Consider the following 21,873-nt stretch of genomic DNA (forward strand, 5'->3'; position numbering starts at 1 on the left):
ACTTCTTCACGACAACACCAAATAGCGTGCACTTTTCCGCGGGCAGCGGGGGGCGAATAGCGCCTCCGTCGACCGGGGCGCTCGGGTCTCCGGCCGACCCCCGGGCTTCCGCGGATGCGGCATCGGCGGCCGCAGCTCCGGGTTGTGGCGGCGGGAGGGTCTGACCGCGGGCTCCGGGGGCAGACGAGCCGTAAGCGAACACGATGTGAGGGAGTTGTCCGATGCTGGGTCTTGCCGCCGCGGTGATGTTCTTCATCGCGTTCCTCATCAACGCCGCCGAGATCGATACGAACGAAGTCTTCGCGTCGACGAACGTGATGCTCCTGGGCCTGATGCTGCTCGCACTCCATGTCGCAGGCGTGGGCACGTCCTGGAGGTCCGGCCGGACCCGTCGGCGCTGAGAGCCTGACCCGTACCGATGCCCCGGGCCGTTCCTCGCACACGGCCCGTTCGGCTCGCTCGGTGAATCGAACCGGAGGACATGATGGCCCTGATGACAACGGCGGCCGTGGATGCCGCGGCTGCTTCCGGATGGCTGCACGTGACGGTGATCGTGGTGGCGCTGTCCGTCCTCGTGCACAGCCTGGTCCGGCACGACCGCTGACGCCCGCCTCGGGTCGAGCCGCGACCCTGGTGGTGCCGACCGCCCGGCGCGAACCGTTCCGGGTGACCGGACCCCGGCGGTCCGGACGCCCGGTGCGCCCGACCCCGAGAGGGCCGGGCAGGCCCCGGACCGCCGGAAACGTCAGCCCTCGCGGACCGAGAGGACGATCTTGCCCCGGGTGCGGCCCGCCTCGCCGAGCCGGTGGGCGTCCGCGGCCCGCTCCAGCGGCAGCACCGTCTCCACCACGGGCCGCAGCCGCCCCGCAGCGACCAGTCCGGCCAGTGCCCGCATGCCCGTGGAGTCGGGTTCCACCAGCGTGAAGCCGGTGCGCACACCCCGGTCCGCGCCGGCGGGCACTTCGTCGGGCGACGGCAGAGTGACGAGCGTGCCGCCGTCCCGCAGCACCGCGAGCGACCGCGGCCCGTAGTCGCCTCCGACCGAGTCCAGCACCACGTCCACGGTCCTGCCCAGCGCCGTCACGAAATCCTGGCGGCTGTAGTCGATGACCTCGTCTGCGCCGAGTTCCTTGAGCAGCGCGTGCTTGTGCTCACGGGCGGTGCCGACGACGTACGCGCCGCGTGCCGAGGCGATCTGCACGGCGAGGTGGCCCACGCCGCCCGCCGCCGCGTGGATCAGGACCCGCTGCCCGCCGGTCAGGCCCGCCGTCTCCACCAGTGCCTGCCATGCGGTCAGCCCCGCCAGCGGCAGGGCGGCCGCCTCGATGTGGGTGAGCTCCGCCGGCTTCGGGGCGAAGTGCCGTGCCGGACCCGTGACGTACTCGGCGTAGCCGCCGGCCTGCCGCGGAAACTCGGGCATGCCGAAGACCTCGTCGCCCGGCCGGTACAGCGTGACGCCGGGCCCCACCTGTTCGACGACACCCGACACGTCGTGTCCCAGCACCGGCGGCTCGCCGTGCATCCCGAAGCCGCCCGTGGCCCGGGTCTTCCAGTCGACCGGGTTCACCCCGGCGGCGTGCACCCTGACGAGGATCTCGGTCGGGCCCGGCACGGGCCGGGGAAGGTCGGCGAGGGTCAGGGTCTCGGGGCCTCCCCAGGAGGGGACGGTGATCGCGCGCATCGTGGTGCCGTTCATGCAATGTCCTTCCGTGTCCGATGTACCCGACCACCTTCCGCGCTCAGCCAGTCCCGCAGAACTGGCCTGATGGCCATGATGTGACAGAATCTGGCCATGACCCTCGAAAGGCAGCGCGCCCGGACCACGGAATGGACGCCCGAGGAGGGCTGCGTCGTGCCACCCGGATCCGACCCGCACCGGGTCGCCGTGCTCGCCCTCGACGGCGTGATGACCTTCGAACTTGGGATTCCCGCCCGTATCTTCGGCACCGCCCGCGGTGCGGACGGCACGGCGCTGTACGCGGTGGACGTCTGCACTCCCGACGGCCGTTCCGTGCGCACGGAGGCCGGCTTCTCCATCGACGTGCAGCACGGTGCCGAGGCACTGGAACGCGCGGACACCGTGGTCGTCGCCGCCACGCACCGCCTCGGCGTCATCGGAGAGCAGGGCGTGCTGCCCGAGCCGGTGGCGGCAGCCCTGGCCAGGATCCGGCCCGGTACCCGGATCGTGTCGATCTGCACCGGCGCCTTCGTGCTCGCCGCGGCAGGGCTCCTCGACGGCCGCCCGGCCACCACCCACTGGGCGGAGGCAGAGCACTTCCGGCGGCTGTTCCCCCGCGTCCGGTTCGACGAGGACGTGCTCTTCGTCGACGACGGCGATCTGCTGACCTCGGCCGGCGCGGCGGCCGGCGTCGACGTCTGTCTGCACCTGGTACGCCGTGACCACGGCAGCGCGCTCGCCAATCAGGTGGCCCGGCGCTGCATCGTCCCACCGTGGCGGGACGGCGGCCAGGCCCAGTACATCGAGCGTCCGGTGCCGGCCCCCACGGCCGCCACGACCGCGCCCACCCGCGCCTGGGCGCTCGAACGGCTGCACCGCCCGCTGACCCTGGGGGAGCTGGCGGGACACGCCGGGATGAGCGTGCGGACCTTCACCCGGCGGTTCCGTGACGAGGCCGGCCTCACTCCCGGCCAGTGGCTCACGGCCCAACGGGTCGAGTTCGCGAAGCAGTTGCTGGAAACCAGCGACCTGTCCATCGACCTGGTGGCGGACCGGGCCGGATTCGGGAGTGCCAACTCCCTGCGTCAGCACATGCGAGAACTCGTCGGCGTCCCGCCCGCCGCGTACCGCCGCACCTTCCACGCCTCGGCCGGCGTCCGGACAGCCCGGCGCGGGGTCGTCGGGCCGGGAGCGTCCGGGGTCACCCGTGGCCGACCCGGCCCCGAGGCACGACGCGCCACAGCATGACCAGTACGCCCCGGACGTCGTCCGCCCCTGCGCAGCGTCGCCTTCGCGGTCGGCGCGCCCGGTGCGCACCGCGCCCCGGCTGGGGGCCGGGGTGGAGGGTGGCGGGGTGCGGGACGGGCGCGGGATCGGACACGTCGCAGATCGGTCAGGAATCGAGAAGCACGGTCACCGAGCCGTCCCTACCATGATCGTCATGGACATCACCATTCACACGAGCTTCCTCCCGCACAACGACCCGGACGCGTCGCTGGCCTTCTACCGCGACGCCCTGGGCTTCGAGGTCCGCAGCGACGTCGGACAGGGCAAGATGCGCTGGATCACCGTCGGCCCCGTCGGTCAGCCCGGCACGTCCATCCTCCTGGCGCCGCCGGCGGCCGACCCCGGCGTCACCGAGGACGAGCGCCGCACCATCACCGAGATGATGGCCAAGGGCACCTACGGCTGGATCCTGCTGGCCACCCCGGACCTCGACGACACGTTCGAGAAGGTGCAGGCACGCGACGTCGAGGTCGTCCAGGAGCCGACCGAGCAGCCGTACGGCATCCGCGACTGTGCCTTCCGTGACCCCGCGGGCAACCTGATCCGCATCCAGGAGCTCCGCTGACCGGTCCGTCCGTGGCGGTCGTCCGCGCGGTCCGTCCGTCGCGGTCGCTCGGCGCGGACCGTCCGTCGCGGTCCGCTCCTCGCCGTCCCCTCCTCCAAGCAAAGGGGTTGTCTCATGTGTCGTCCCGCATGGGCGCGCGCACTCACCGTGGCGCACCGCCTGAGCGAGTTCGCGCGACTGCGTCGCGTCCGTGACCGGATCGACCGGGAGTACGCGCAGCCGCTGAACGTCGAGGCACTGGCCCGCGGCGCGGACATGTCCCCCGGCCACCTCAGCCGCCAGTTCCGGATCGCGTACGGCGAGTCGCCGTACGCCTACCTGATGACACGCCGCATCGAGCGCGCCACGGTGCTGCTGCGTCGTGGTGACCTCAGCGTCACCGAGGTCTGCCTGGCGGTCGGCTGCTCGTCGCCGGGGACCTTCAGCACCCGCTTCACCGAGCTCGTCGGCATGCCGCCCAGCGCCTACCGGCGCCGCGTGACGGGCGCCGCTCAGGGCGTGCCGCCGCGCGTGGCGAAGCAGGCGACAAGAACGGTCAGGAATGAAGAAGCACCGGTCGCAGAGCCGGAGCTAGCGTGAGGACCATGGAAAACATCGAATGCGTCACCCTCGAGGTGGCCGACCCCACGTCCGCCGAAAAGTTCTACACGACCGCCTTCGGCCTGGGCACGCAGCTGCGCCTGCGGGCCTCGGAGGCACCGACGACCGGCTTCCGCGGATTCACGCTGTCGCTCGTCGTGTCCCAGCCGGCCGACGTCAACGCCCTCGTCGACGCCGCCGTGGAGGCCGGCGCCGCGACGCTGAAGCCCGCCACCAAGTCGCTCTGGGGCTACGGAGGCGTCGTACAGGCCCCGGACGGGACGATCTGGCAGATCGCGTCGTCGTCGAAGAAGGACACCGGCCCGGCCACCCGGCAGATCGACGAGGTCGTGCTGCTGCTGGGCGTCGAGGACGTGAAGGCCACCAAGCAGTTCTACGTCGACCGCGGCCTCGCCGTGGCGAAGGGCTTCGGCAGCAAGTACGTCGAGTTCGCCACCGGTTCCGGTCCCGTCAAGCTCGCGCTGTACAAGCGCCGTGGCCTGGCCAAGGTGGCCGGCGTCTCGCCCGACGGCACGGGATCGCACCGGCTCGCGATCGGCGGCGACGGCGAATCCTTCACCGACCCCGACGGATTCGAGTGGGAAGCCGCGGCGCCGGCACCCACCGCCTGATATGTGATGACCGACGGAGTCCGACCCTGACGGGCGGGCTCTCCACGAACCGACCGGAGGAAGCATGACGGGCGCGCCGCCGCGTGGACTCGAGGAAAGACTGCGGGACACCCGCGCGAGACTGGAGAGCGACGTCGATCTCTGGGTCGCGACATCGGGCGCCCCGGGCGGCGTCCACCTCATCCCGCTCTCGTACCTCTGGGACGGGACCGCGTTCCTCATCTCGACGCCGCGCTCCTCGGTCACGAGCCGCAATCTGCTGGCGGACGGGCGGGTGCGTCTCAGCTTCGGGCCGACCCGCGATGTCGTCCTCGTCGACGGCGCCGCCGAGCCGGTGGACGTCGCCGGCCTCGCACCGGGCACGGGGGACGCGTTCGCGACGAAGACCGGTTTCGATCCGCGCGAGCTCGACGAGCCGTACCAGTACTTCCTGATCCGGCCGCGGCGCATACAGGCCTGGCGTGAGGCGAACGAGCTGCGGGGCCGCACCCTGATGCGCAACGGCTGCTGGATCGGCTGACCGTCGCGCGGCGACCCGCCCCCTCCGGTCCGCGAGCGGTGCGACCCGCGTCTCCTGTCGTCGCGGGACCGCTGATCCGGCAAGAGCCGAACGCCGGGGCCGCGGCTGGGCGATGGCTTATCGTGATCACGCAACCGCCCGCTCGCGCAGGACGGTTCGCCGTGAAAAGGCCTTGACCAGTCGTCGCACGCGCTGCTGGGCTTGGAGCGCGGGAGGCTTACGAACGGGGGGTTGCCGGGTGTCTCGATCGGTATGTGCTGTGGTCCGTCCGGACGGTCACAGGCCGGCGCTGCCAGCCGCTCCCTGATCCCAGGACGCTGATCCCCACGGTCGTACGCCCCCCTGCCGGATCTGAAAGGACCCAATGACCCTCAGTGTGGAGCTCCTGGCGATCATTTCCGTCCTTTCCCTCCTCGCCTACGGCCTCAAAGGGCTCACCGGGTTCGGCCCCGCGCTGTTGTTCGTGCCGGTGGCTTCCGTTCTGTTCAACCAGCCCCTCGCCGTAGCCGCGTCAGGAGTTCTGGACGCGACCTCCGGGGCCGCCATGACGGTCAGCGACCGTCAGATCCGCCGGGGCCGTGAAGGCTTCCTCGTCGGCGCCACCATGGCCGTCGGTACTTCGGCCGGAGTCGTGGCCCTCAGCCACATCCCGAGCACCGTCGCTGCCGGGCTCCTCATGTTCGCGGTCGTCATCGGCCTGGCGTCAGTGGTCGTCGCCCAACGCAGGGGACCGGTCGAACAGTCACAGAAAATCAGTTCCCGAGGGGGAGCGGTCGTCGGCCTGCTGGCGGGATTCATCGGCGGCATCACCGGAATCAACGGACCACCCCTCGTCATCTACCTGCAGCGCATCCTGACGCCCCATGACCTCAGAATCGTCGTGACGCGGGTCCTGCTCGTGTCGGCCGTGGTGCGGGTGCTCACGTTCCTGGTGGTCGGTGATCAGATCGCGAACGCCATGCTTCTGGCGCTGGTCTGCCTGCCGATGCAACTGGTGGCGCTCCTCATCGGCACCAAGCTTTCCCGCGTCACGTCGCCCGGAATGCTGACCACGATCAACAGCACGATTGTCGCCTTCTCTGTCTTGCTTGCTGCCTACAACACCCTCTGGGGATCCTAGGAGTACAACCGTGCCGACGTCGGTCAACTTCATATTCGCCACCTCGGGTCTGCAGTCGATGCTCAAATTCTTCACGGGCACGCTGGATGCGGCGTACTTCGGCTCCACGCCCTTCCTTCTGGGCTACTCCTACGGGCTCCCGGTCCGGGCCATCGGGATAGCGCAGCGACTGGGCAGCGGGCACGCGGTGGTCACCAGGGGCACGGTGTCCTCCCGCCCCCGCATCGGAACGGTCTCCGGCAGCACGGGCCACGAGATCGCCTACGCCTGGGCGAAGGCCACCGACCGTAACCCGGTCTACGTCGACCTCCCCCCGAACGACCAGGTCATGGCGTTCGAAGCGGGATTCATCGACGCCATCTCCTGCTGGGAACCCTTCACGACCATGGCGGTCCGCCTCGGCGGCCGGCGTGTTTTCACGGGCGAGGACTCCGGGAGCCAGCTGAATCTGCTGTGCGTGAGCAGCGATACGGCTCGGGAGAAGCCTGCCGCTGTGCGGGCTCTCGTGAAGACGCACGACGACGTCTCACGGAAGCTGCGTCTCGGCGTCTCCTCCCGGGAACTCCACTTCCTGCAGGGAGTGTTCGCCGACGGGCTGTCCGTCGCCGACTGCGACAGGATATTCCGGAGCGGTATCGAGTGGGTCGAATCCACCGGTGCCTCCACGGCGGAGACACGGGAGGAGATCACCGAGTCGCTGCGCGGCTCATGGGACTTCCTCGTGTCCACCGGACTGTATTCCGGCAACATGCCCGACCTCTCGGCAGCACTCGAACCCCTCGACGAGACGGTCGACGACGCCTCGGCCGAAGAGAGATCCACACTCCGCCTCGGCTACTCCGATTCGATCATGTGCGCGCCCATTCTTCTCGGCAGGCATGCACGGCTGTTCATGGCGAACGGCCTGGACGACACGGACAGCGACAGCCGCATCATCGAACGGGTCGCGGCCCTCGGGGACGAATACCGGCAGGCTCTGCGGAGCATCCGCTCCCTCCTGGCCGTCGAGCCGGAGCTGGCCGTGGTGAAGGCCGGGAAGGTCATCGAGCAGGAGCTGGCCGACTTCTACGAGAGGTGTTTCGACCGGCTTCCGCCCAAGGCCATCAGCAGCGTCATCGAAGAGCTGAGCAAGTTCGGAGTCATGCCGACCAGGGTGGCCGCTGCCGCCCACTGGCTGCGGAACCTGCGCAACGACTCCGCACATCGCGGACGTGAAGCCGTCCAGTACGCCGAGACCGCGTACGGCCTGACGGTGGAGATCCTCGAGTGGCTGCACCAGGAGCTCCCCCGGCTCCTGCTCCGCTGTACCCGGTGCGGCAGAACGATCGAGGACAGCAGTTGGGTGGCCTGCCCGCACTGCGGCCAGCTGCGCCGGCGGAGCTGCGGATCGTGCAGGGAACCGATACAGGCCTCATGGAAGGCCTGTCCGCACTGCGGTTGCGCGGTGTAGGCGCCGGGCGGGTGCGTCCTGCCGATCCGGCGCCCCGAGCCCGGTGCGCCCGGTCCCTTGCCGCCGTTCTGCCGCGGTCGTGGCCGGCCGCCGTGCGCGGTTCGGGCGGCCGGGCCGCCCGGCGTCGGCGTTCACGGTGCGGAGGGGGCCGGGAGAGCGGTCGCGTCGACGGGGACGAGCACGGCGGTGATGTTGTCGTGCCCGCCCGCGCCCAGCGCGTAGCGGACCAACTCCCGTACGTACGGCAGTAGATCGATGCCCTCAGTCGAAGCCCGGGGCAGGCGGGTGAGCACGTCCCGCAGGCCCTCGGCGTCGGGCAGGTAGCGCCACAACCCGTCCGTGCAGAGCAGCAGGCGACCGGGGACGGAGGGTCGGTAGCTCCGGACGCGTGCTTCCGTATCGTCCGTGTCCGCGCCCAGCCAGGCGGTGAGGGCGTCGTGTTCCCCGATGTCGTCCTCGGTGAGCGTCATGCCGGTGCCCTCGTCCGGCAGCCAGTAGGCCCGGCTGTCGCCGACCGACGCACTCCAGATTCCCGCCGGTCCGGCCACGCCGGCGACGAACGTGCAGGCCGGTGCCACGTCCGTGTCGCCAGGGCCGGCCAGGGCGGCGACCGCCTGTGCCGCGCGGGCCACGGCCTCGCGGAGCGCTGTCTCCGGCAGCACGCCCACCGGCAGTCGCGCCCCCAGCACACGTGCCCCCACCTCGGCCGCGACCTGTGCGGCGCGCTCCGAACGGGGCGACATGGAGACGCCGTCGCAGACGACGCCGATCGTCCAGTCACCGCACCGGGTCAGGGCCATGGCGTCCGCGTTGACGCCGCGCCGCCTGCCGCGGTCGCTGACGCCCGCCGCGCCGTCCGCGGCCGTGACCTCGACGTGCGACCGGAAGGCCGGCTGCGCGTGGCCGCATTCCCAGCAGTGGCCGTCCGGGGCGACGATTCCGCCGCACCGGACACAGATCTCGTTCTCGCTCATCGGGAGGATCCTGACAGACCCGGACCGGCTCATCACCATCGTGATCGTGATCGTCCGGAAACCCGAATGGCCCGCGCGCGCCACCGTTCGGGGCGGTGGCGCGCGCGGGGGTCGTGGCGGTCCCGTTCGGCCCGTCAGGCGCGGAGGGGGCCCTCGCAGCTGTAGTCGGATGTGCCCCCGCGTCCGCCGGGCCAGACGTCCACGTCGTCGAACGAGCAGTTCATGTCGATCAGGTTGTTGTCGCCGCCTGCGGCGCGGTCGAGGAGGAAGTGGTCGACCGTCTCCGACATGTCCTTGAAGACGAGGTCGGCGTCGCCCGAGTCGGTCAGGTTCGCTGTGATGCGGCCGGTGCAGACGAACCGCGGGCGCTCGGCCGTGCCGCTGCCACGGCATGCGGGGATGCTGCCGGTCGTCGCGATGAAGGAGGCGCGAACCTGGTCGGCCGAGCCGTCGCGCAGCCGGTCCAGCGGGACATAGGCCGTGTCGGGCACGAACAGGTCGTCGACATGGGCGATCTGCGCGTCGAGGAAGGTGTCGTACGCGCTCTGCAGCCCCGGGTCCCTGCCGAGTCGGTCGCGCCAGGCGTCGAACGCGGCCGGGTCGTCGGCGCGGAGGGTGCGGTACATCTCCCGCAGCAGGGAGGGGCGCTGGGTCCAGAGGAACTCGAAGAAGGTGCCCGCGTAGTCGTAGAAGCGGAAGCCGTCGCCGTCGTACGTGGCGTGCAGCAGCTGGTCCACCGTCATGCGCGGTCCGCCGTTCGCCGTGTCGTCGATGACGCCCTGGACGAGCGACTTGCGGACCTTGACGCCGTCACTGCGGCTGGCGCCGGCGAAGAACTCGGCGGTTCCCTCGTCCATGGCCGTGGTCCGGTCGCCGTCGTACCAGGGGCCCTCGCCGAAGAAGCCGGGCACCGCCCAGCGGCCGTTGAGGTAGTGCCCGTACTCGTGGCGGAACAACTCCTCCAGGGTCAGCGAGGAGTCCTGCGGCACTCGGCGCTGGTACGTGTAGAAGGTCGCCCCCTTCTCGATGTAGATGCCGCCGTTGTCGGTGCCCATACCGGTCAGGAGCGGGTGGAAGATCTCGTACTCCTTGCGGGAGGAGTACAGCACGACGTTCAGGGCGGAGTTGGGGTCGCCCGCGAGGGGCGTCTCACTGCCGACCACGCGGTGGAACTGTGCCTTGACCTGCTTGCTCGCGTAGTACAACTGGTCGACGGTGGCCCGGGCGAGACCGGTGCGGACCCTGATGCGGTCGGTGCCGTCGACGCCGTAGACGTACGAGTGCGGGAAGAGGCGCTTCTCGATGTCGGACGCGCACACGTGGTACCGGGCGCAGGCCTCGTACACCCCCAGCCAGGTGGCGACCTTCGCCCAGGGGGCACTGCTGTCACCGAAGGTGCGTGCCGTGACGCCCAGGAGCGTGCCGAGGTCCGAGACGATCCCGGTGCGCAGCCCGTCGATCTGGCCGAAGCGGCCGTACTCGTTCAGCGCGTCACGTACGACCCAGGCGTTGGGCCGGTCCTTGAGGTGCGTGTGCCGGGCGAAGGCCCGGAAGGCGGCACGGTAGGACGGGGAGGCCTTCGCCGCGGCGTGGAAGGCGGTGTCCTGGTTGCCGGGGTAGACGCCGAGGTAGTTCAGGCTGAGCGCGGCGAGGGCGGCCCCGGCCCACGAGGTGTCCTGGGCGGTGTCGGGGTGCCGGGAGTCCATGGTGGCCAGCACCCGCTTGACCAGCGCGAGTTGGTACTGACGCAGGCCGGGTGCCGAGGCCGCGTAGAGAGCTTCGCGCAAGGTCTCCGCGTTGGTTCGGGTGGCGTCGAAGGTGCGGGACGCCGAGCCGAAGCGGGCGACGGCACGGCGCATGGTGGTCAGGGTCGGCGTGTCCGTGACGTCGATCTCGTCGCGCGAGAAGTCGTGGTAGGCGACGGCGTGGAGATACGTGAACATCTCCAGCAGGTGGCTGCCGTTCCTGCCGTCGTGGGCGTCGGCGAGGCCGGTGATGCGGCGGGAGACGGCCTGGACGTGTGCGTCCGACATGACCGGGACGAGGCGCTGGTCCCAGGTCCACAGGATGGAGCGAAGGCAGCCGTCGGCGGTGACGGCGGGGTCGGCGAGGAAGTCCGCGAACTGCCCAGGGGTGAGGCCCGTGACGCCGTCGAGCGTGCAGGGCACATGCGCCGCGCCGACGTCGGCCTTGCCCTTCTGTTCCGGGGTACGAGGTCCGGGGACGCGGCCGCCGGTGATGCCGCCCGGGGCCGGCAGCGGACGGGCGGCTCGGGGGTCCGGGGCCTCGGCCAGGCGGTCCACCTTGTCGGTGGGGTTCGCCTGGGATGCCGCCCGTGTCGCAGAGGGCGTGACGGGAGTCGTGGGGGCGGGTTCGGCCGCGGGGGCGGGTTGCACAGCCGTCACGCAGAGCGTGAGTGCTGTCGCGGCGGTGAGCAGGCCTGCGCGCAGGGATCTGCGCGCGACGGGGCGCGGACGTGGGCGTGGGTTTCTGGGCTGGAACACATCGGCTCCTGTGTGGGAGGTGGCAAGAGATGCGCTGTGCGGCGGAAGGCGCCTCGGGCGTCAACTGCCGTGGCGCGGGCGCCAGTTGAAGGTGCGGCGCTATGTGATGCGTAACGTAGTAATGTGAAATGGCACTGTAAAGAGCTGTGCACCGCGGATCGCGGTTCGTGCCCCGGTCAGGGGGTCTCGGGGAAGTGGCAGGCCACCTGACGGACCTCGCCGGGGGCCGGAGGCCCGAGCTCCGGTGTCTCGGTCCGGCAGATCTGCCGCGCCTTCGGGCAGCGGGGGTGGAAGGCGCAGCCCGGCGGGGGAGAGGCCGGACTCGGCGGATCGCCGAGCAGCGTGATCCGCTCGCGGGCCCGCTCACGCACCGGGTCGGGCAGCGGTACGGCGGACAGCAGGGACCGCGTATAGGGGTGGGCCGGGGCGTCGTACACCCGCGCCTTGGGGCCGATCTCGACGATGCGGCCCAGATACATCACGGCGACCCGGTCGCACACCCGCTTGACCACCGAGAGGTCGTGGGCGATGAAGAGGTGGGCGAAAGAGAGCTCCCGCTGCAGACGGCCCATCAGATTGACGATCTGCGCCTGTACGGAGACGTCGAGGGCCGAGACCGGCTCGTCCGCGACGATCAGGCGCGGGCCCGTGGCCAGCGCGCGAGCGATGCCGATGCGCTGCGCCTGCCCGCCGGAGAACTCGTGCGGACAGCGGTCGATGTGCTCGGGAATGAGCCCGACGAGTTCCATCAGCTCGGCGGCCCTGCGGCGCGCTTCGGCGGCCGTACGGCCCTGCACGAGTAGGGGTTCGGCGATGATCCGGGCCACGGTCCGGCGCGGGTTGAGGGAGGAGTGCGGGTCCTGGAACACCATCTGGATCTCCTGCCGCAGCGGCCTCAGCTCGCGCTGGGAGAGATGACTGATGTCGCGACCGTCGTACGTGACCGAGCCGCTGGTCGGCTCCAGGAGCCGCACGATCATCCGGCCCGTGGTGGACTTTCCGCAGCCGGATTCCCCCACCAGGCCGAGGGTCTCGCCCCTCGCCACATCGAAGCCGACTTTGTCGACGGCCCGCACGGGCCCGGCCGAGCGGCCCCGCCCGCCGGGGAACGTCATGGTCAGATCCCGTACGGACAGCAGAGGTCCGTGAACGGGCCGTGCGGGGCCCGGACGTGTCGTGTCGTCGTTCGTCATGGAGTGGCCTCACTGGACGGGGCGTACGGGGCCGCGTCCGGTCCGAGTGGAAGATGGCAGGCAACCATGTGCCCGGCGACAGCGACCGGGCCGGGTTCGACGACCTCGCATCGCTGCCGCGCCTCGGCGCCGGCCGAGGCGGCCCGTCCGCAGCGCGGCGCGAACGCGCACCCGGGCGCCGGGGTGAGGAGCGACGGCGGGCTGCCGGGGATCGCCCGCAACGGGGCGTCGTCGGCGTCGTCGAGACGAGGCAGGGAGTCGAGCAGGCCTCGTGTGTAGGGGTGGGCGGGAGCGGCGAACACCGCCTCCACCGACGCCTGTTCGGCCGCCCTTCCGCCGTACATGACCAGGACATCGTGGGCGACGCGTGCCACGACGCCGAGGTCATGGGTGATCAGGACGACCGCGAGGTCGCGCTCCTGCTGGATCCGGTCGATCAGTTCCAGGATCTGGGCCTGCACGGTGACGTCCAGAGCGGTGGTCGGCTCGTCCGCGATCAGCAGGTCCGGCTCGCAGGCCAGCGCCATGGCGATCATCACCCGCTGGCGCATGCCACCGGAGAACCGGTGCGGGTACTCCCCGGCCCGGCGCCGCGGTTCCGGAATCCCGACCTCGGCGAGCATCTCGACGGCGCGCCGCCGGGAGGCCGCGCGGCGGGACCCGAAGTGGACCCGGTGGTGCTCGGCTATCTGCTCGCCCACCGTGTAGTACGGGTGCAGGCTGGAGAGCGGGTCCTGGAAGATCATCGCCATCTTCCGGCCGCGCAGCCGGTTCAGGTCGCGCTCGGCGAGGCCGACCAGTTCTCGGCCCTCCAGGGTGATGGAGCCGCTGACGTCGGCGCCGGTGTGCAGGCCCATCACGGCCATCGAGGTGACGGACTTGCCGGAGCCGGACTCGCCGACGATGCCGAGGGTCCGTCCGCGTTCGACGTCGAAGGAGAGAGAATCGACCGCGCGCACCGGGCCGCCGTCGGTCGCAAAGGTGACGGTCAGGTCCCGGACGGACAGCAGGGGTTCGACAGCCATCACAGCCTCACTCGCGGGTCGACGACGGCGTAGAGCAGGTCGACGGCCAGATTGGCGACGACGATGAAGGCGGCCGCGAGCAGGGTCACACCCAGGATCACCGGCTGGTCGCCGGCGGACAGGGCCCCGTAGAACAGCCGCCCGACGCCCGGGAGTCCGAAGATGGACTCGGTGATCACCGCGCCGGCGAGCAGCCCGCCGAGGTCCATGCCGAAGAGGGTCAGGACCGGCGTCATGCCGGCGCGCAGGCCGTGCTTGACGACGACGGTGCGGCGCGGCAGGCCCTTGGCGCGGGCGGTGCGGATGTACGGCTCCGCCATCGTCTCGATCATCGAACTCCGGCTCTGGCGCGCGTACATGGCCGCGTACAGAACGGCGAGGGCCAGCCAGGGCAGCAGCAGGTTCGACGCCCAGCGTCCCGGGTCGTCGCCGAAGGGTACGTACTGGGGGTAGGGGAGCAGACCTGCCACCCGGACGACGCCGTAGATCAGCATCATCGCCGTGAAGTAGACCGGCAACGAGGCCGCGCCGACCGCGCCGACCATCAGGACGCGGTCCGTGAGAGTGCCCCTGCGCAGGGCCGCGACCGTGCCGGCGCTCAGACCGAGCGTCAGCCACAGCACCGCGGCGCCGACCGCGAGCGAGGCGGAGACAGGAAGGCGGTCCGTCAGCAGGTCCCAGACGGCCTCGCTGTTCTCGTACGAGTAGCCGAGGCAGGGGAAGCGGCAGTGCAGGGCGTACTGGCCGCTGCCCACCGTGCGGCCGGTGAAGATGCCGCTGACGAAGTCCCAGAACTGCCGCCACAACGGTTCATCGAGCCCCATGTGGGCGCGGATCGCGGCCAGCCGCTCGGCGCTGCACGCCTTTCCGCAGGCCGCGGCCGCGGGGTCGGAGGGCAGGACGTAGAAGATGGTGAAGGTGACGGCGGCCACGGCGGTCAGTACGCCGATGACGGCGGCCAGCCGCCGCAGCGTGTAGCGGATCATGCGCGGCCGCTCCTCGGGTCGAGGACGTCCCTCAGGGCGTCGCCGAGCAGGGTGAACGCCAGCACGGTCAGGAACAGGCAGGTGCTCGGGACGATGAAGTACATGGGGTCCGTGTCGTAGAAGGAGACACTTTCGGCGATCATCTGGCCCCAGGACGGAGTGGGCGGGCGGACGCCGACGCCCAGATAGCTCAGGGCCGCCTCGGTGGCGATCATCCCGGGGATGATCAGGGTGGTGTACGCGATGACGGGTCCCGCCACGCCCGGCAGGATCTCGCCGGTGAGAATGCGCCAGGGTCCGGCGCCGCCGACGCGGGCGGCGTCGACGTACTCGCGGTGCTTGAGCGAGAGCGTCTGCCCGCGCACGACGCGGGCGAGTCCGGGCCAGCCGAAGAGGCCGATGACCGCGGTCAGCAGCACGATCCGGTCGACGTCGCGGGCCACGGACATCATCGCGATCATGAAGATGAGGGACGGGAAGGACATGGTCAGGTCCATCAGCCGGGAGAGCAGGGCGTCGGTGGTACCGCCGAAGTAGCCGGCCGCGGTGCCGGCCGCGACACCCGTGACGACGACGGCGGCGGTGGCGGCGAAGGCGATGAGCAGCGAGACCCGCGCACCGTGCACGACCCGGGCGAACAGGTCCCGGCCGGTGACGGGTTCGACACCGAGCCAGTGCTCGGCCGAGACGCCGCCGAGCGGTCCGAGGGGTTGCCCGCCGAGATAGGGGTCGACGGCGCTCCTGTCGAACTCCTCGGGGCCCCAGCCGCCCAGTGCGCTGAGCAGGGGGGCGGCCACCGCCATGAAGACGAAGAGGACCACCACGGCGAGGGAGATTTTCACGGAGGTCCGGCGGCGCAGTTCCGCACGGGCGAGCTGCCAGGGGCCGCTGCCCAGGGGCACGGTCCGGGCGTCGGTGGCTTCCATGGCGGCCGGTCCTCAGCGGCCGCTTCGGGAGGGATCCTTGAGGCCGACGGTGGCGTAGTCGATCTGGCCTCCGAAGGAGGTGTGGCCGAAGGCGCCGGCGATGTTGGTGCCGAGCAGCAGCGGCATGCGCTCGATGACGGCGGGTGCGGTGGGGGCCTTGGCGAGGATCCGGCCGTCCAGGTCCTGCCAGGCCTTGGCGGCCTGTCGGGCGTCGGTCATGGCGGCGATCTCGTCCATCCGGTTCATGGTCGCCCGGTCGCGGAAGAGCGAGTGGTTGCCGGAGTTGCCCTTCTCCTTGATGTAGCGGCCGTCGAAGACGAAGGGCAGGAAGGTGGAGCCGGACGGGTAGTCCGGGCACCAGCCCGTGTAGACGAGGTCGGTGCGGTTCCCGGTGTCGCCGATGCTGTCGTAGAACGCGGACGGGTCGACGGTCTCGATGGTGACCTTGATCCCGGCCCGGCCGAGCGACTGCTGGATGGCCTCGCCCACGCCCTTGTCGCCGGCTGAGACGGTGATGGCGGTGGCGAAGCCGTCCGGGTGGCCTGCCTCCTCCAGAAGCTGCTTCGCCCTCGCGACGTCACCGGTGAGGGGGATCTTCAGGGTGTCGGGCTGCTTGCCGCCGAAGAGGGAGCCCGGCATGAGGGCCGTGGCCGGGTCGCCCACCGCCGGACCGCCCGACGCGGTCAGGACGGCCTCGCGGTCGAGGGCGTACTGCACGGCCTGACGCACCTTCACCTGATCGAAGGGCGCACGGCCCGTGTGCATCTGGAGCATCTCGGTGCAGTTGGTCGACTCGGCGAGCAGCCGTTCTCTGACGTCGGTCTCGGTGAGCACCTTGGCGATGCTCTCCGGGCGCAGCTTCTCCCAGGGAACGGCGGAGGCGTCGGCGCCGGAGGAGGCGATGAGGCGGTCGTCGATCTGGTTGCCCTTCAGACCCATCGTCACGACGATCCTGTCCGGGTACGCCTTGCGCACGGTGTCGGATTCCGGGTCCCAGTGAGGATTGCGGACCAGCACCAGCTGCTTGTCCCTGGCGTACGTCTCGATCCTGTACGGGCCCGAGGAGAAGGGGCGGTTGTCGTACCGGGGGCCCTTGTCCCGTGCCTTCGGGACCGGGGCGAAGGTCGGCAGCACGGTGGCGTAGGGGAACTCGGCGAAGGGCTTGCGCAGTTCGAACGTGATCGTGTGGTCGTCGGGCACCTTGACGGAGTCGAGGTGCTTGCCCTGGGCCGGGCCCTGGTAGCCCTCGGCGCCGGCGAGGTAGCGGGCCGCGTAGTCGGGACCGCCGGGCAGGTCGGGTGAGAAGGACCGCTCCACGTTGTACTTGATGTCGTGGGCGGTGATGGGAGACCCGTCCTCGTACTTCAGCCCCTTCTTGAGCCTGAACGTCCAGGTCCTGGCTCCGTTGGAGGAGATGCCGAGGTCCTCCGCCAGGTCGGGTGCCAGCCTCCCGCCGACGGCGCCCGGCTCGGCCCGGTACGTCACGAGGGTGCGGTAGAGCAACCGGGTGCCGAAGTCCATGTCGCCCATGACCCAGTTGCGGGCGGGGTCGAGGTGGGTGAAGTCCTGGTTGGACAGGACGGTGAGGGTGCCGCCCTTCACGGGGGTGCCGCCGATGACGGCGCCCTGGTTGGCGAGGACGGGGTTCTTGCCGCGGCCCCTGCCGTCCGTGGAGTACGTGCCGCCGGAGCAGCCCGCTGCGCCGAGGGCCAGGGTCGCCACCAGCGAGGAGGCGAGGGCGGTACAGGTGCGCTTGTTCATCAGTGGTCACTCCGTGAACAGTCGGACAGCCCGAGCGGCTGGGATGTGACCGGTAACATAGTAATGTGAAATTGTACTGCACAAGAGGCGTGCGCGAATCAGGGAGGAAGCATGAAGGAATCCGTGGTCGACGCCCACCGGACGGTCAGTCACGACCTGCCGATGTCCGTGGAGTTGGAGCAGTTCATGACGGGGGACTGGGTGGCGTCCCGGCCCTCCGGCCCCATGCGGCTTCCCGTCGCCCGTCTCACACCCGCCCGCCGCGGCCGGTTGTCGGCCCGCTTCCGCGGTGAGCGGCTGATCGTCCCCGCCGGGGAGCTCAGGGTCCGCTCGAACGACTGCGACCACCGCTTCCGGCCGCACAGTGGGTACGCCTGGCTCACCGGCCTGACCGGCGAGGAGCAGGCCGGGCATGTGCTGGTCATGGAGCCGGACGGGCCGCACGGGCACGAGCCGGTGCTGTACGTGCGGCCGCGCTCACCGCGCACCGACGCCGGCTTCTACCGGGACCGCCGCTACGGCGAGTTCTGGGTCGGCCGGCGCCCCGACCTCGCGGAGGCCGAGCGCATGACCGGAATCCGCTGTGTCGATCTGGAGGCGCAGCGGGCACTGCCGCCGGGCCGGGAGGCCTCGACGGACACAGAACTCGCCTCGGTTCTCAGCGAGTTGCGACTCGTGAAGGACGCCTGGGAGGTGCAGCAGCTCCAACTCGCCGTGGACCACACCACGGCGGGCTTCGAGGACGTCATGCGCTCCCTGCCGCGAGCCCTCGCCCATCCGCGCGGCGAGCGCTGGATCGAGGGCGTCTTCGGTCTGCGTGCCCGCGCCGAGGGCAACGGCACCGGCTACGAGACCATCGCCGCGGCCGGCGCCCACGCCTGCGTCCTGCACTGGACACGCAACGACGGCCCCCTTGACGCGCGACAACTGCTGCTCCTGGACGCGGGCGTGGAGACGGACAGCCTGTACACCGCGGACATCACACGCACCGTCCCGCTCTCCGGGCGGTTCTCGCCCGTGCAGCGGCAGGTCTACGAACTCGTACTCGCCGCCCAGGACGCGGGCATCGCCGCGCTCAGGCCCGGGGCGCGATTCCGTGACTTCCACCGCGCCGCGATGCGGGTGATTGCGGAGGGGCTCACGGAGTGGGGTGTCCTTTCGAGCCCGGAGGGCGACTTCCACCGGCGGTACACCCTGTGCAGCAGCGGCCACATGCTCGGGCTCGACGTGCACGACTGCGCGCAGGCGCGGGCGGACGTCTATCTCGACGGGGTCCTGGAACAGGGGCAGGTGCTCACGGTCGAGCCCGGCCTCTACCTCCAGCCCGACGACGGGACGCTCCCGGCCGAACTGCGGGGGATCGGCGTGCGCATCGAGGACGACCTCGTCATCACTGCCGAGGGGGCGCGGCTGATGTCCGATGCGCTGCCGCGCACCCCGGACGCCGTCGAGGCGTGGATGGGGGCGCTGATGGAGGGGCGCTGATCAATCGTCAGGGTCCGAGGTCCGGCGACGACGGACCTCTTCCCACCCGCAGTGCAATGTGAAATATTACAGCCGTGCCCCCGAGGAACTCACCGGATCTCATCGTCGTCGGAGCGGGTGTGGTCGGTGCCGCCTGTGCCTACTACGCGGCCCGCTCCGGCCTCTCCGTCACCGTGATCGACAGCGGCCCCGTCGCGGGCGGCACCACGGGAGCCGGAGAGGGCAACCTCCTGGTCTCCGACAAGGAGCCCGGCCCTGAACTCGAACTGGCCCTGCTGTCCACACGGTTGTGGCACGAGCTGGCCGGCGTGCTGCCACCCCGTGTCGAGTACGAGGCGAAGGGCGGCCTGGTCGTCGCCTCCGGCGAGGCGTCCCTGACGGTCCTGCGTGACCTCGCCGCCCGGCAGGAGCGGGCGGGCGTGAAGAACCAGGAGGTCGCCGGCGACGGGCTCCGCGACCTGGAGCCCCACCTGTCCCCGGACCTGGCGGGCGGCTTCCACTATCCGCAGGACGCCCAGGTGCAGCCCGCACTCGCCGCGGCGCACCTGCTGCGCGCCGGGCAGGACTCCGGCCGGGTCCTCCTGCGGCTGGGGGAGGAGGTCACCGGCGTGCTCAAGAGCCGGAGCGGCGAGGTACGGGGCGTACGGACGGCGAGCGGTGATCTGCACGCCCCCTTTGTGGTGAACGCCGCCGGCACCTGGGGCGGGCGGCTCGCCGGGCTCGCGGGAGTGGACCTGCCGGTGCTTCCCCGCCGGGGATTCGTCCTCGTCACCGAGCCGCTGCCGCGCGTGGTGCGGCACAAGGTCTACACGGCGGACTACGTCGCCGATGTCGCCAGCGGCTCGGCGGCGCTCCAGACCTCCGCCGTCGTCGAGGGCACCCCGGCAGGCCCCGTCCTGATCGGCGCGAGCCGGGAACGGGTCGGCTTCGACCGCACCCTGTCGGTGGAGGCACTGCGCCGCCTCGCGGCCCAGGCGACCCGCCTTTTCCCGGTGCTCTCCCGGGTACGGGTGATACGGACGTACGCGGGATTCCGCCCCTACCTGCCGGACCATCTGCCCGCGATCGGACCCGACGCGCGTGTCCCCGGCCTGCTGCACGCCTGCGGGCACGAAGGCGCGGGGATAGGACTCGCCCCGGCCACCGGCATGATCGTCGCCCGGATCCTGTCCGGCGGCGAACTCCCCATGGACATCGCGCCGTTCAGACCGGACCGCTTCAAGCAGGCCTCGCCCGGAACGCCCCGGACACCTTGACACCCCCGGGACACCCAGGAAGGAGACGCACCATGGCGCGTGACCGCACCCCCGCCGAACTCGTCGGCGCGGCACCCGAACAGCCCTCGATCGAGATCACCTTCGACGGGCGCCCGATCACCACCCTCCCCGGACAGTCCGTCGCCGCCGCCCTCTGGTCGGCCGGCGTCCTCGCCTGGCGCACCACGCGCCAGGGCGGCCGCCCGCGCGGAGCCTTCTGCGGCATCGGTCACTGCTACGACTGCCTCGCCACCATCAACGGGCGACCCAACAGGCGGGCCTGTCTGGTGCCCGCCCGTCCCGGGGACACGATCACCACTCAGGAAGGACACGGCCATGCCGAAATCGCCGTCTGACCGGGCGGCCGGCGACCCGTACGGCAGGGTGTACGACCTCGCGGTGATCGGAGCGGGCTGCGCGGGCCTCGCGGGCGCCGTCACCGCGTCCGAACGGGGGCTCTCGGTCGCCCTGCTGGACACGGCGGGCCGGATCGGCGGCCAGTTCTACCGCCACCCCGACCCGGCCGTCGGCGCGGTGCGCCCGGAGGCCTTGCACCACGACTGGTCCGCCTTCGCCGGTCTGCGCCGCCGCCTCGAGGCCGGTGACGTCGTCCATCTCGCCGGTCACCACGTCTGGACCGTGGAGCGGCAGGACGGGGCGGACACGCGGTGGACGGTGCACGCGGTCACCGGAGCGGACGGCGACGGCGAGCACCCTGTGCGCGTACAGGCCCGCGCCGTCCTGCTCGCGACCGGCGCGTACGAACGCCAACTGCCCTTCCCCGGCTGGACGCTGCCGGGCGTCGTGGGCGCGGCAGGGGCGCAGGCGATGCTGAAGGCCGGACTCGTCCTGCCCGGCAGACGCGTCGTCGTCGCGGGCAGCGGCCCGCTGCTGCTCGCCGTCGCCGCCTCGCTCGCCACCGCCGGGGCGCGCGTGCCCGCGGTGGTGGAGGCAGCCGGCTACCTCGGATACGCGCGCCGGCCGGCCGTCCTCGCCGCCGACCCGCAGAAGCTCGCCGAGGCCGTGGTCCACGGTGCGGCCCTGCTGGGGCACGGCGTGCGGCTGCGTGCCCGCAGCGCGGTGACCCAGGTCCACGGCACGGACCGGGTGGAGGCGGTCACCGTCTCCCGGGTGGACCGGGACTGGCGGCCCGTACGGGGGACGGGCCGCCGGATCGCCTGCGACGCCCTGGCGGTGGGGCACGGTCTCGTCCCGCAGATCGAACTCGCCACCAGCCTCGGGTGCGCCACGCGGCGGACGGAGGACGGGACGCATGCCCTGGCACTGGACGCATTTCAGCGGACCTCGGTGCCGGGCCTGTGGGCGGCGGGCGAGACCGGTGGGATCGGCGGCGCCCAACTCGCCCGGGTGGAAGGCGAGATCGCGGGCATCGCGGTGGCCGCCCAGGTGCGCGGCGAGCCCGGACCGGCGCGTGACGGGCGGGTGCGGGAGCTTCGACGGAGGCGTGAGCGTCTACGTGCCTTCGCCGGTGCCATGGCCGCCGTGCACGCGCCCGGGAGAGGCTGGGCCGACTGGCTGGACGACGCGACGGAAGTGTGCCGCTGCGAGGAGGTGACGGCGGGCGCCGTCCGCGAGGCGGTCGACGCCTACGGCGCCCGTGACGCCCGCACGGTCAAGCTCCTCACCCGCGCGGGCATGGGCTGGTGCCAGGGCCGGACGTGCGGGGCGGCCGTGGCCTGCCTCGCGGCGGGAGAAGGCCACATGTCCCCGCCGCCTTCTCCCGAGCGCCGGCCGCTCGCGGGGCCCGTGCCGCTGGGCGTGCTCGGAGCCCTCGACCCCAGCGAGCCGTCCGCCGCACCCGCCGGCCCGGCCGAACAGCCCGACACCGACCGTCCGGACGGCAACGCCGGACCCCGCGACTGAGGGACCCGCCCCTCGTGCGTCCCGGCACGGCTCCACGACATGACACCC

20 protein-coding genes are annotated in these 21,873 nt (G+C 71.4%); 12 read left to right on the forward strand and 8 right to left on the reverse strand.

Annotation, left to right across the window (positions count from 1 at the left end; translation table 11 throughout):
- Positions 1–221: 221 nt before the first annotated feature.
- Positions 222–401, forward strand: a complete 180-nt coding sequence (locus ACTMTU_RS02675) for a hypothetical protein (protein ID WP_441261764.1) — start codon at positions 222–224, stop codon at positions 399–401.
- A gap of 344 nt (positions 402–745) precedes the next feature.
- Here ACTMTU_RS02675 and ACTMTU_RS02680 read toward each other — a convergent pair whose 3' ends face one another.
- A complete protein-coding gene (locus tag ACTMTU_RS02680) occupies positions 746–1,696 on the reverse strand; it encodes an NADP-dependent oxidoreductase (protein ID WP_441261765.1) in 951 nt (316 codons plus the stop codon).
- Between the two features lie 96 nt (positions 1,697–1,792).
- On the opposite strand from ACTMTU_RS02680, the gene ACTMTU_RS02685 reads away from it, so the two are divergent.
- From ACTMTU_RS02685 to ACTMTU_RS02715, 7 genes are all read left to right on the forward strand, one after another.
- Positions 1,793–2,926 carry a GlxA family transcriptional regulator gene (locus tag ACTMTU_RS02685; protein ID WP_441261766.1) on the forward strand — a complete coding sequence of 378 codons (1,134 nt, stop codon included), beginning with the start codon at positions 1,793–1,795 and terminating at the stop codon, positions 2,924–2,926.
- 193 nt (positions 2,927–3,119) lie between these two features.
- On the forward strand, positions 3,120–3,530 hold the full coding sequence (locus ACTMTU_RS02690) for a VOC family protein (RefSeq protein WP_441261767.1): 411 nt from the start codon (positions 3,120–3,122) through the stop codon (positions 3,528–3,530).
- A 114-nt stretch (positions 3,531–3,644) separates the two neighbouring features.
- A complete protein-coding gene (locus ACTMTU_RS02695) occupies positions 3,645–4,109 on the forward strand; it encodes a helix-turn-helix transcriptional regulator (protein ID WP_441261768.1) in 465 nt (154 codons plus the stop codon).
- A gap of 5 nt (positions 4,110–4,114) precedes the next feature.
- Positions 4,115–4,741: a glyoxalase gene (locus tag ACTMTU_RS02700; RefSeq protein ID WP_441261769.1), complete on the forward strand. Its 627-nt coding sequence runs from the start codon at positions 4,115–4,117 to the stop codon at positions 4,739–4,741.
- Between the two features lie 64 nt (positions 4,742–4,805).
- Positions 4,806–5,261 carry a pyridoxamine 5'-phosphate oxidase family protein gene (locus ACTMTU_RS02705; RefSeq protein ID WP_441261770.1) on the forward strand — a complete coding sequence of 152 codons (456 nt, stop codon included), beginning with the start codon at positions 4,806–4,808 and terminating at the stop codon, positions 5,259–5,261.
- A 364-nt stretch (positions 5,262–5,625) separates the two neighbouring features.
- Positions 5,626–6,381 (forward strand): TSUP family transporter, encoded by a 756-nt coding sequence (locus tag ACTMTU_RS02710; protein ID WP_441261771.1) that lies wholly within the window; start codon positions 5,626–5,628, stop codon positions 6,379–6,381.
- A gap of 10 nt (positions 6,382–6,391) precedes the next feature.
- Positions 6,392–7,831 carry a DUF4145 domain-containing protein gene (locus ACTMTU_RS02715; RefSeq protein ID WP_441261772.1) on the forward strand — a complete coding sequence of 480 codons (1,440 nt, stop codon included), beginning with the start codon at positions 6,392–6,394 and terminating at the stop codon, positions 7,829–7,831.
- A gap of 131 nt (positions 7,832–7,962) precedes the next feature.
- Here ACTMTU_RS02715 and ACTMTU_RS02720 read toward each other — a convergent pair whose 3' ends face one another.
- The 7 genes from ACTMTU_RS02720 to ACTMTU_RS02750 all read right to left on the reverse strand — a co-directional run bounded on the left by ACTMTU_RS02720 (position 7,963) and on the right by ACTMTU_RS02750 (position 17,200).
- Positions 7,963–8,805 (reverse strand): PP2C family protein-serine/threonine phosphatase, encoded by an 843-nt coding sequence (locus ACTMTU_RS02720; protein WP_441261773.1) that lies wholly within the window; start codon positions 8,803–8,805, stop codon positions 7,963–7,965.
- Between the two features lie 134 nt (positions 8,806–8,939).
- The gene (locus ACTMTU_RS02725; protein ID WP_441261774.1) at positions 8,940–11,309 is read right to left on the reverse strand and encodes a collagenase; all 2,370 of its coding nucleotides are present in this window, start codon (positions 11,307–11,309) and stop codon (positions 8,940–8,942) included.
- A gap of 176 nt (positions 11,310–11,485) precedes the next feature.
- Positions 11,486–12,502, reverse strand: a complete 1,017-nt coding sequence (locus ACTMTU_RS02730) for an ABC transporter ATP-binding protein (protein WP_441261775.1) — start codon at positions 12,500–12,502, stop codon at positions 11,486–11,488.
- On the reverse strand, positions 12,499–13,527 hold the full coding sequence (locus ACTMTU_RS02735) for an ABC transporter ATP-binding protein (RefSeq protein WP_441261776.1): 1,029 nt from the start codon (positions 13,525–13,527) through the stop codon (positions 12,499–12,501). The genes ACTMTU_RS02730 and ACTMTU_RS02735 overlap by 4 nt, the downstream gene beginning before the upstream one ends.
- Positions 13,527–14,513 (reverse strand): ABC transporter permease, encoded by a 987-nt coding sequence (locus tag ACTMTU_RS02740; RefSeq protein ID WP_307709377.1) that lies wholly within the window; start codon positions 14,511–14,513, stop codon positions 13,527–13,529. Before ACTMTU_RS02740 ends, ACTMTU_RS02735 begins: the two co-directional genes overlap by 1 nt.
- The gene (locus tag ACTMTU_RS02745) at positions 14,510–15,439 is read right to left on the reverse strand and encodes an ABC transporter permease (protein WP_441261777.1); all 930 of its coding nucleotides are present in this window, start codon (positions 15,437–15,439) and stop codon (positions 14,510–14,512) included. The genes ACTMTU_RS02740 and ACTMTU_RS02745 overlap by 4 nt, the downstream gene beginning before the upstream one ends.
- 12 nt (positions 15,440–15,451) lie before the next feature.
- Positions 15,452–17,200, reverse strand: a complete 1,749-nt coding sequence (locus ACTMTU_RS02750; RefSeq protein ID WP_441261778.1) for an ABC transporter substrate-binding protein — start codon at positions 17,198–17,200, stop codon at positions 15,452–15,454.
- Between the two features lie 111 nt (positions 17,201–17,311).
- Here ACTMTU_RS02750 and ACTMTU_RS02755 point away from each other — a divergent pair, with 111 nt between their 5' ends.
- From ACTMTU_RS02755 to ACTMTU_RS02770, 4 genes are all read left to right on the forward strand, one after another.
- Positions 17,312–18,685: an aminopeptidase P family protein gene (locus ACTMTU_RS02755; RefSeq protein WP_441261779.1), complete on the forward strand. Its 1,374-nt coding sequence runs from the start codon at positions 17,312–17,314 to the stop codon at positions 18,683–18,685.
- Positions 18,686–18,759: 74 nt separating this feature from the next.
- Positions 18,760–19,941, forward strand: coding sequence for an NAD(P)/FAD-dependent oxidoreductase (locus ACTMTU_RS02760; protein ID WP_441261780.1), 1,182 nt, complete (start codon positions 18,760–18,762; stop codon positions 19,939–19,941).
- Positions 19,942–19,973: 32 nt separating this feature from the next.
- Positions 19,974–20,297, forward strand: a complete 324-nt coding sequence (locus tag ACTMTU_RS02765; RefSeq protein WP_441261781.1) for a (2Fe-2S)-binding protein — start codon at positions 19,974–19,976, stop codon at positions 20,295–20,297.
- On the forward strand, positions 20,278–21,825 hold the full coding sequence (locus ACTMTU_RS02770; protein ID WP_441261782.1) for an NAD(P)/FAD-dependent oxidoreductase: 1,548 nt from the start codon (positions 20,278–20,280) through the stop codon (positions 21,823–21,825). The genes ACTMTU_RS02765 and ACTMTU_RS02770 overlap by 20 nt, the downstream gene beginning before the upstream one ends.
- Positions 21,826–21,873 lie beyond the last annotated feature (48 nt).

The sequence above is a fragment of the Streptomyces sp. OZ13 genome (assembly GCF_052068155.1).
Lineage (GTDB): Bacteria > Actinomycetota > Actinomycetes > Streptomycetales > Streptomycetaceae > Streptomyces.

What these genes read in the sequence shown, in the direction of transcription:
- ACTMTU_RS02675 (WP_441261764.1), top strand. Translation starts at nt 222, where the DNA reads ATGCTGGGTCTTGCCGCCGCGGTGATGTTCTTCATCGCGTTCCTCATC.
- ACTMTU_RS02680 (WP_441261765.1), bottom strand. Translation starts at nt 1,696, where the DNA reads ATGAACGGCACCACGATGCGCGCGATCACCGTCCCCTCCTGGGGAGGC.
- ACTMTU_RS02685 (WP_441261766.1), top strand. Translation starts at nt 1,793, where the DNA reads ATGACCCTCGAAAGGCAGCGCGCCCGGACCACGGAATGGACGCCCGAG.
- ACTMTU_RS02690 (WP_441261767.1), top strand. Translation starts at nt 3,120, where the DNA reads ATGGACATCACCATTCACACGAGCTTCCTCCCGCACAACGACCCGGAC.
- ACTMTU_RS02695 (WP_441261768.1), top strand. Translation starts at nt 3,645, where the DNA reads ATGTGTCGTCCCGCATGGGCGCGCGCACTCACCGTGGCGCACCGCCTG.
- ACTMTU_RS02700 (WP_441261769.1), top strand. Translation starts at nt 4,115, where the DNA reads ATGGAAAACATCGAATGCGTCACCCTCGAGGTGGCCGACCCCACGTCC.
- ACTMTU_RS02705 (WP_441261770.1), top strand. Translation starts at nt 4,806, where the DNA reads ATGACGGGCGCGCCGCCGCGTGGACTCGAGGAAAGACTGCGGGACACC.
- ACTMTU_RS02710 (WP_441261771.1), top strand. Translation starts at nt 5,626, where the DNA reads ATGACCCTCAGTGTGGAGCTCCTGGCGATCATTTCCGTCCTTTCCCTC.
- ACTMTU_RS02720 (WP_441261773.1), bottom strand. Translation starts at nt 8,805, where the DNA reads ATGAGCGAGAACGAGATCTGTGTCCGGTGCGGCGGAATCGTCGCCCCG.
- ACTMTU_RS02730 (WP_441261775.1), bottom strand. Translation starts at nt 12,502, where the DNA reads ATGACGAACGACGACACGACACGTCCGGGCCCCGCACGGCCCGTTCAC.
- ACTMTU_RS02735 (WP_441261776.1), bottom strand. Translation starts at nt 13,527, where the DNA reads ATGGCTGTCGAACCCCTGCTGTCCGTCCGGGACCTGACCGTCACCTTT.
- ACTMTU_RS02740 (WP_307709377.1), bottom strand. Translation starts at nt 14,513, where the DNA reads ATGATCCGCTACACGCTGCGGCGGCTGGCCGCCGTCATCGGCGTACTG.
- ACTMTU_RS02745 (WP_441261777.1), bottom strand. Translation starts at nt 15,439, where the DNA reads ATGGAAGCCACCGACGCCCGGACCGTGCCCCTGGGCAGCGGCCCCTGG.
- ACTMTU_RS02750 (WP_441261778.1), bottom strand. Translation starts at nt 17,200, where the DNA reads ATGAACAAGCGCACCTGTACCGCCCTCGCCTCCTCGCTGGTGGCGACC.
- ACTMTU_RS02755 (WP_441261779.1), top strand. Translation starts at nt 17,312, where the DNA reads ATGAAGGAATCCGTGGTCGACGCCCACCGGACGGTCAGTCACGACCTG.
- ACTMTU_RS02765 (WP_441261781.1), top strand. Translation starts at nt 19,974, where the DNA reads ATGGCGCGTGACCGCACCCCCGCCGAACTCGTCGGCGCGGCACCCGAA.
- ACTMTU_RS02770 (WP_441261782.1), top strand. Translation starts at nt 20,278, where the DNA reads ATGCCGAAATCGCCGTCTGACCGGGCGGCCGGCGACCCGTACGGCAGG.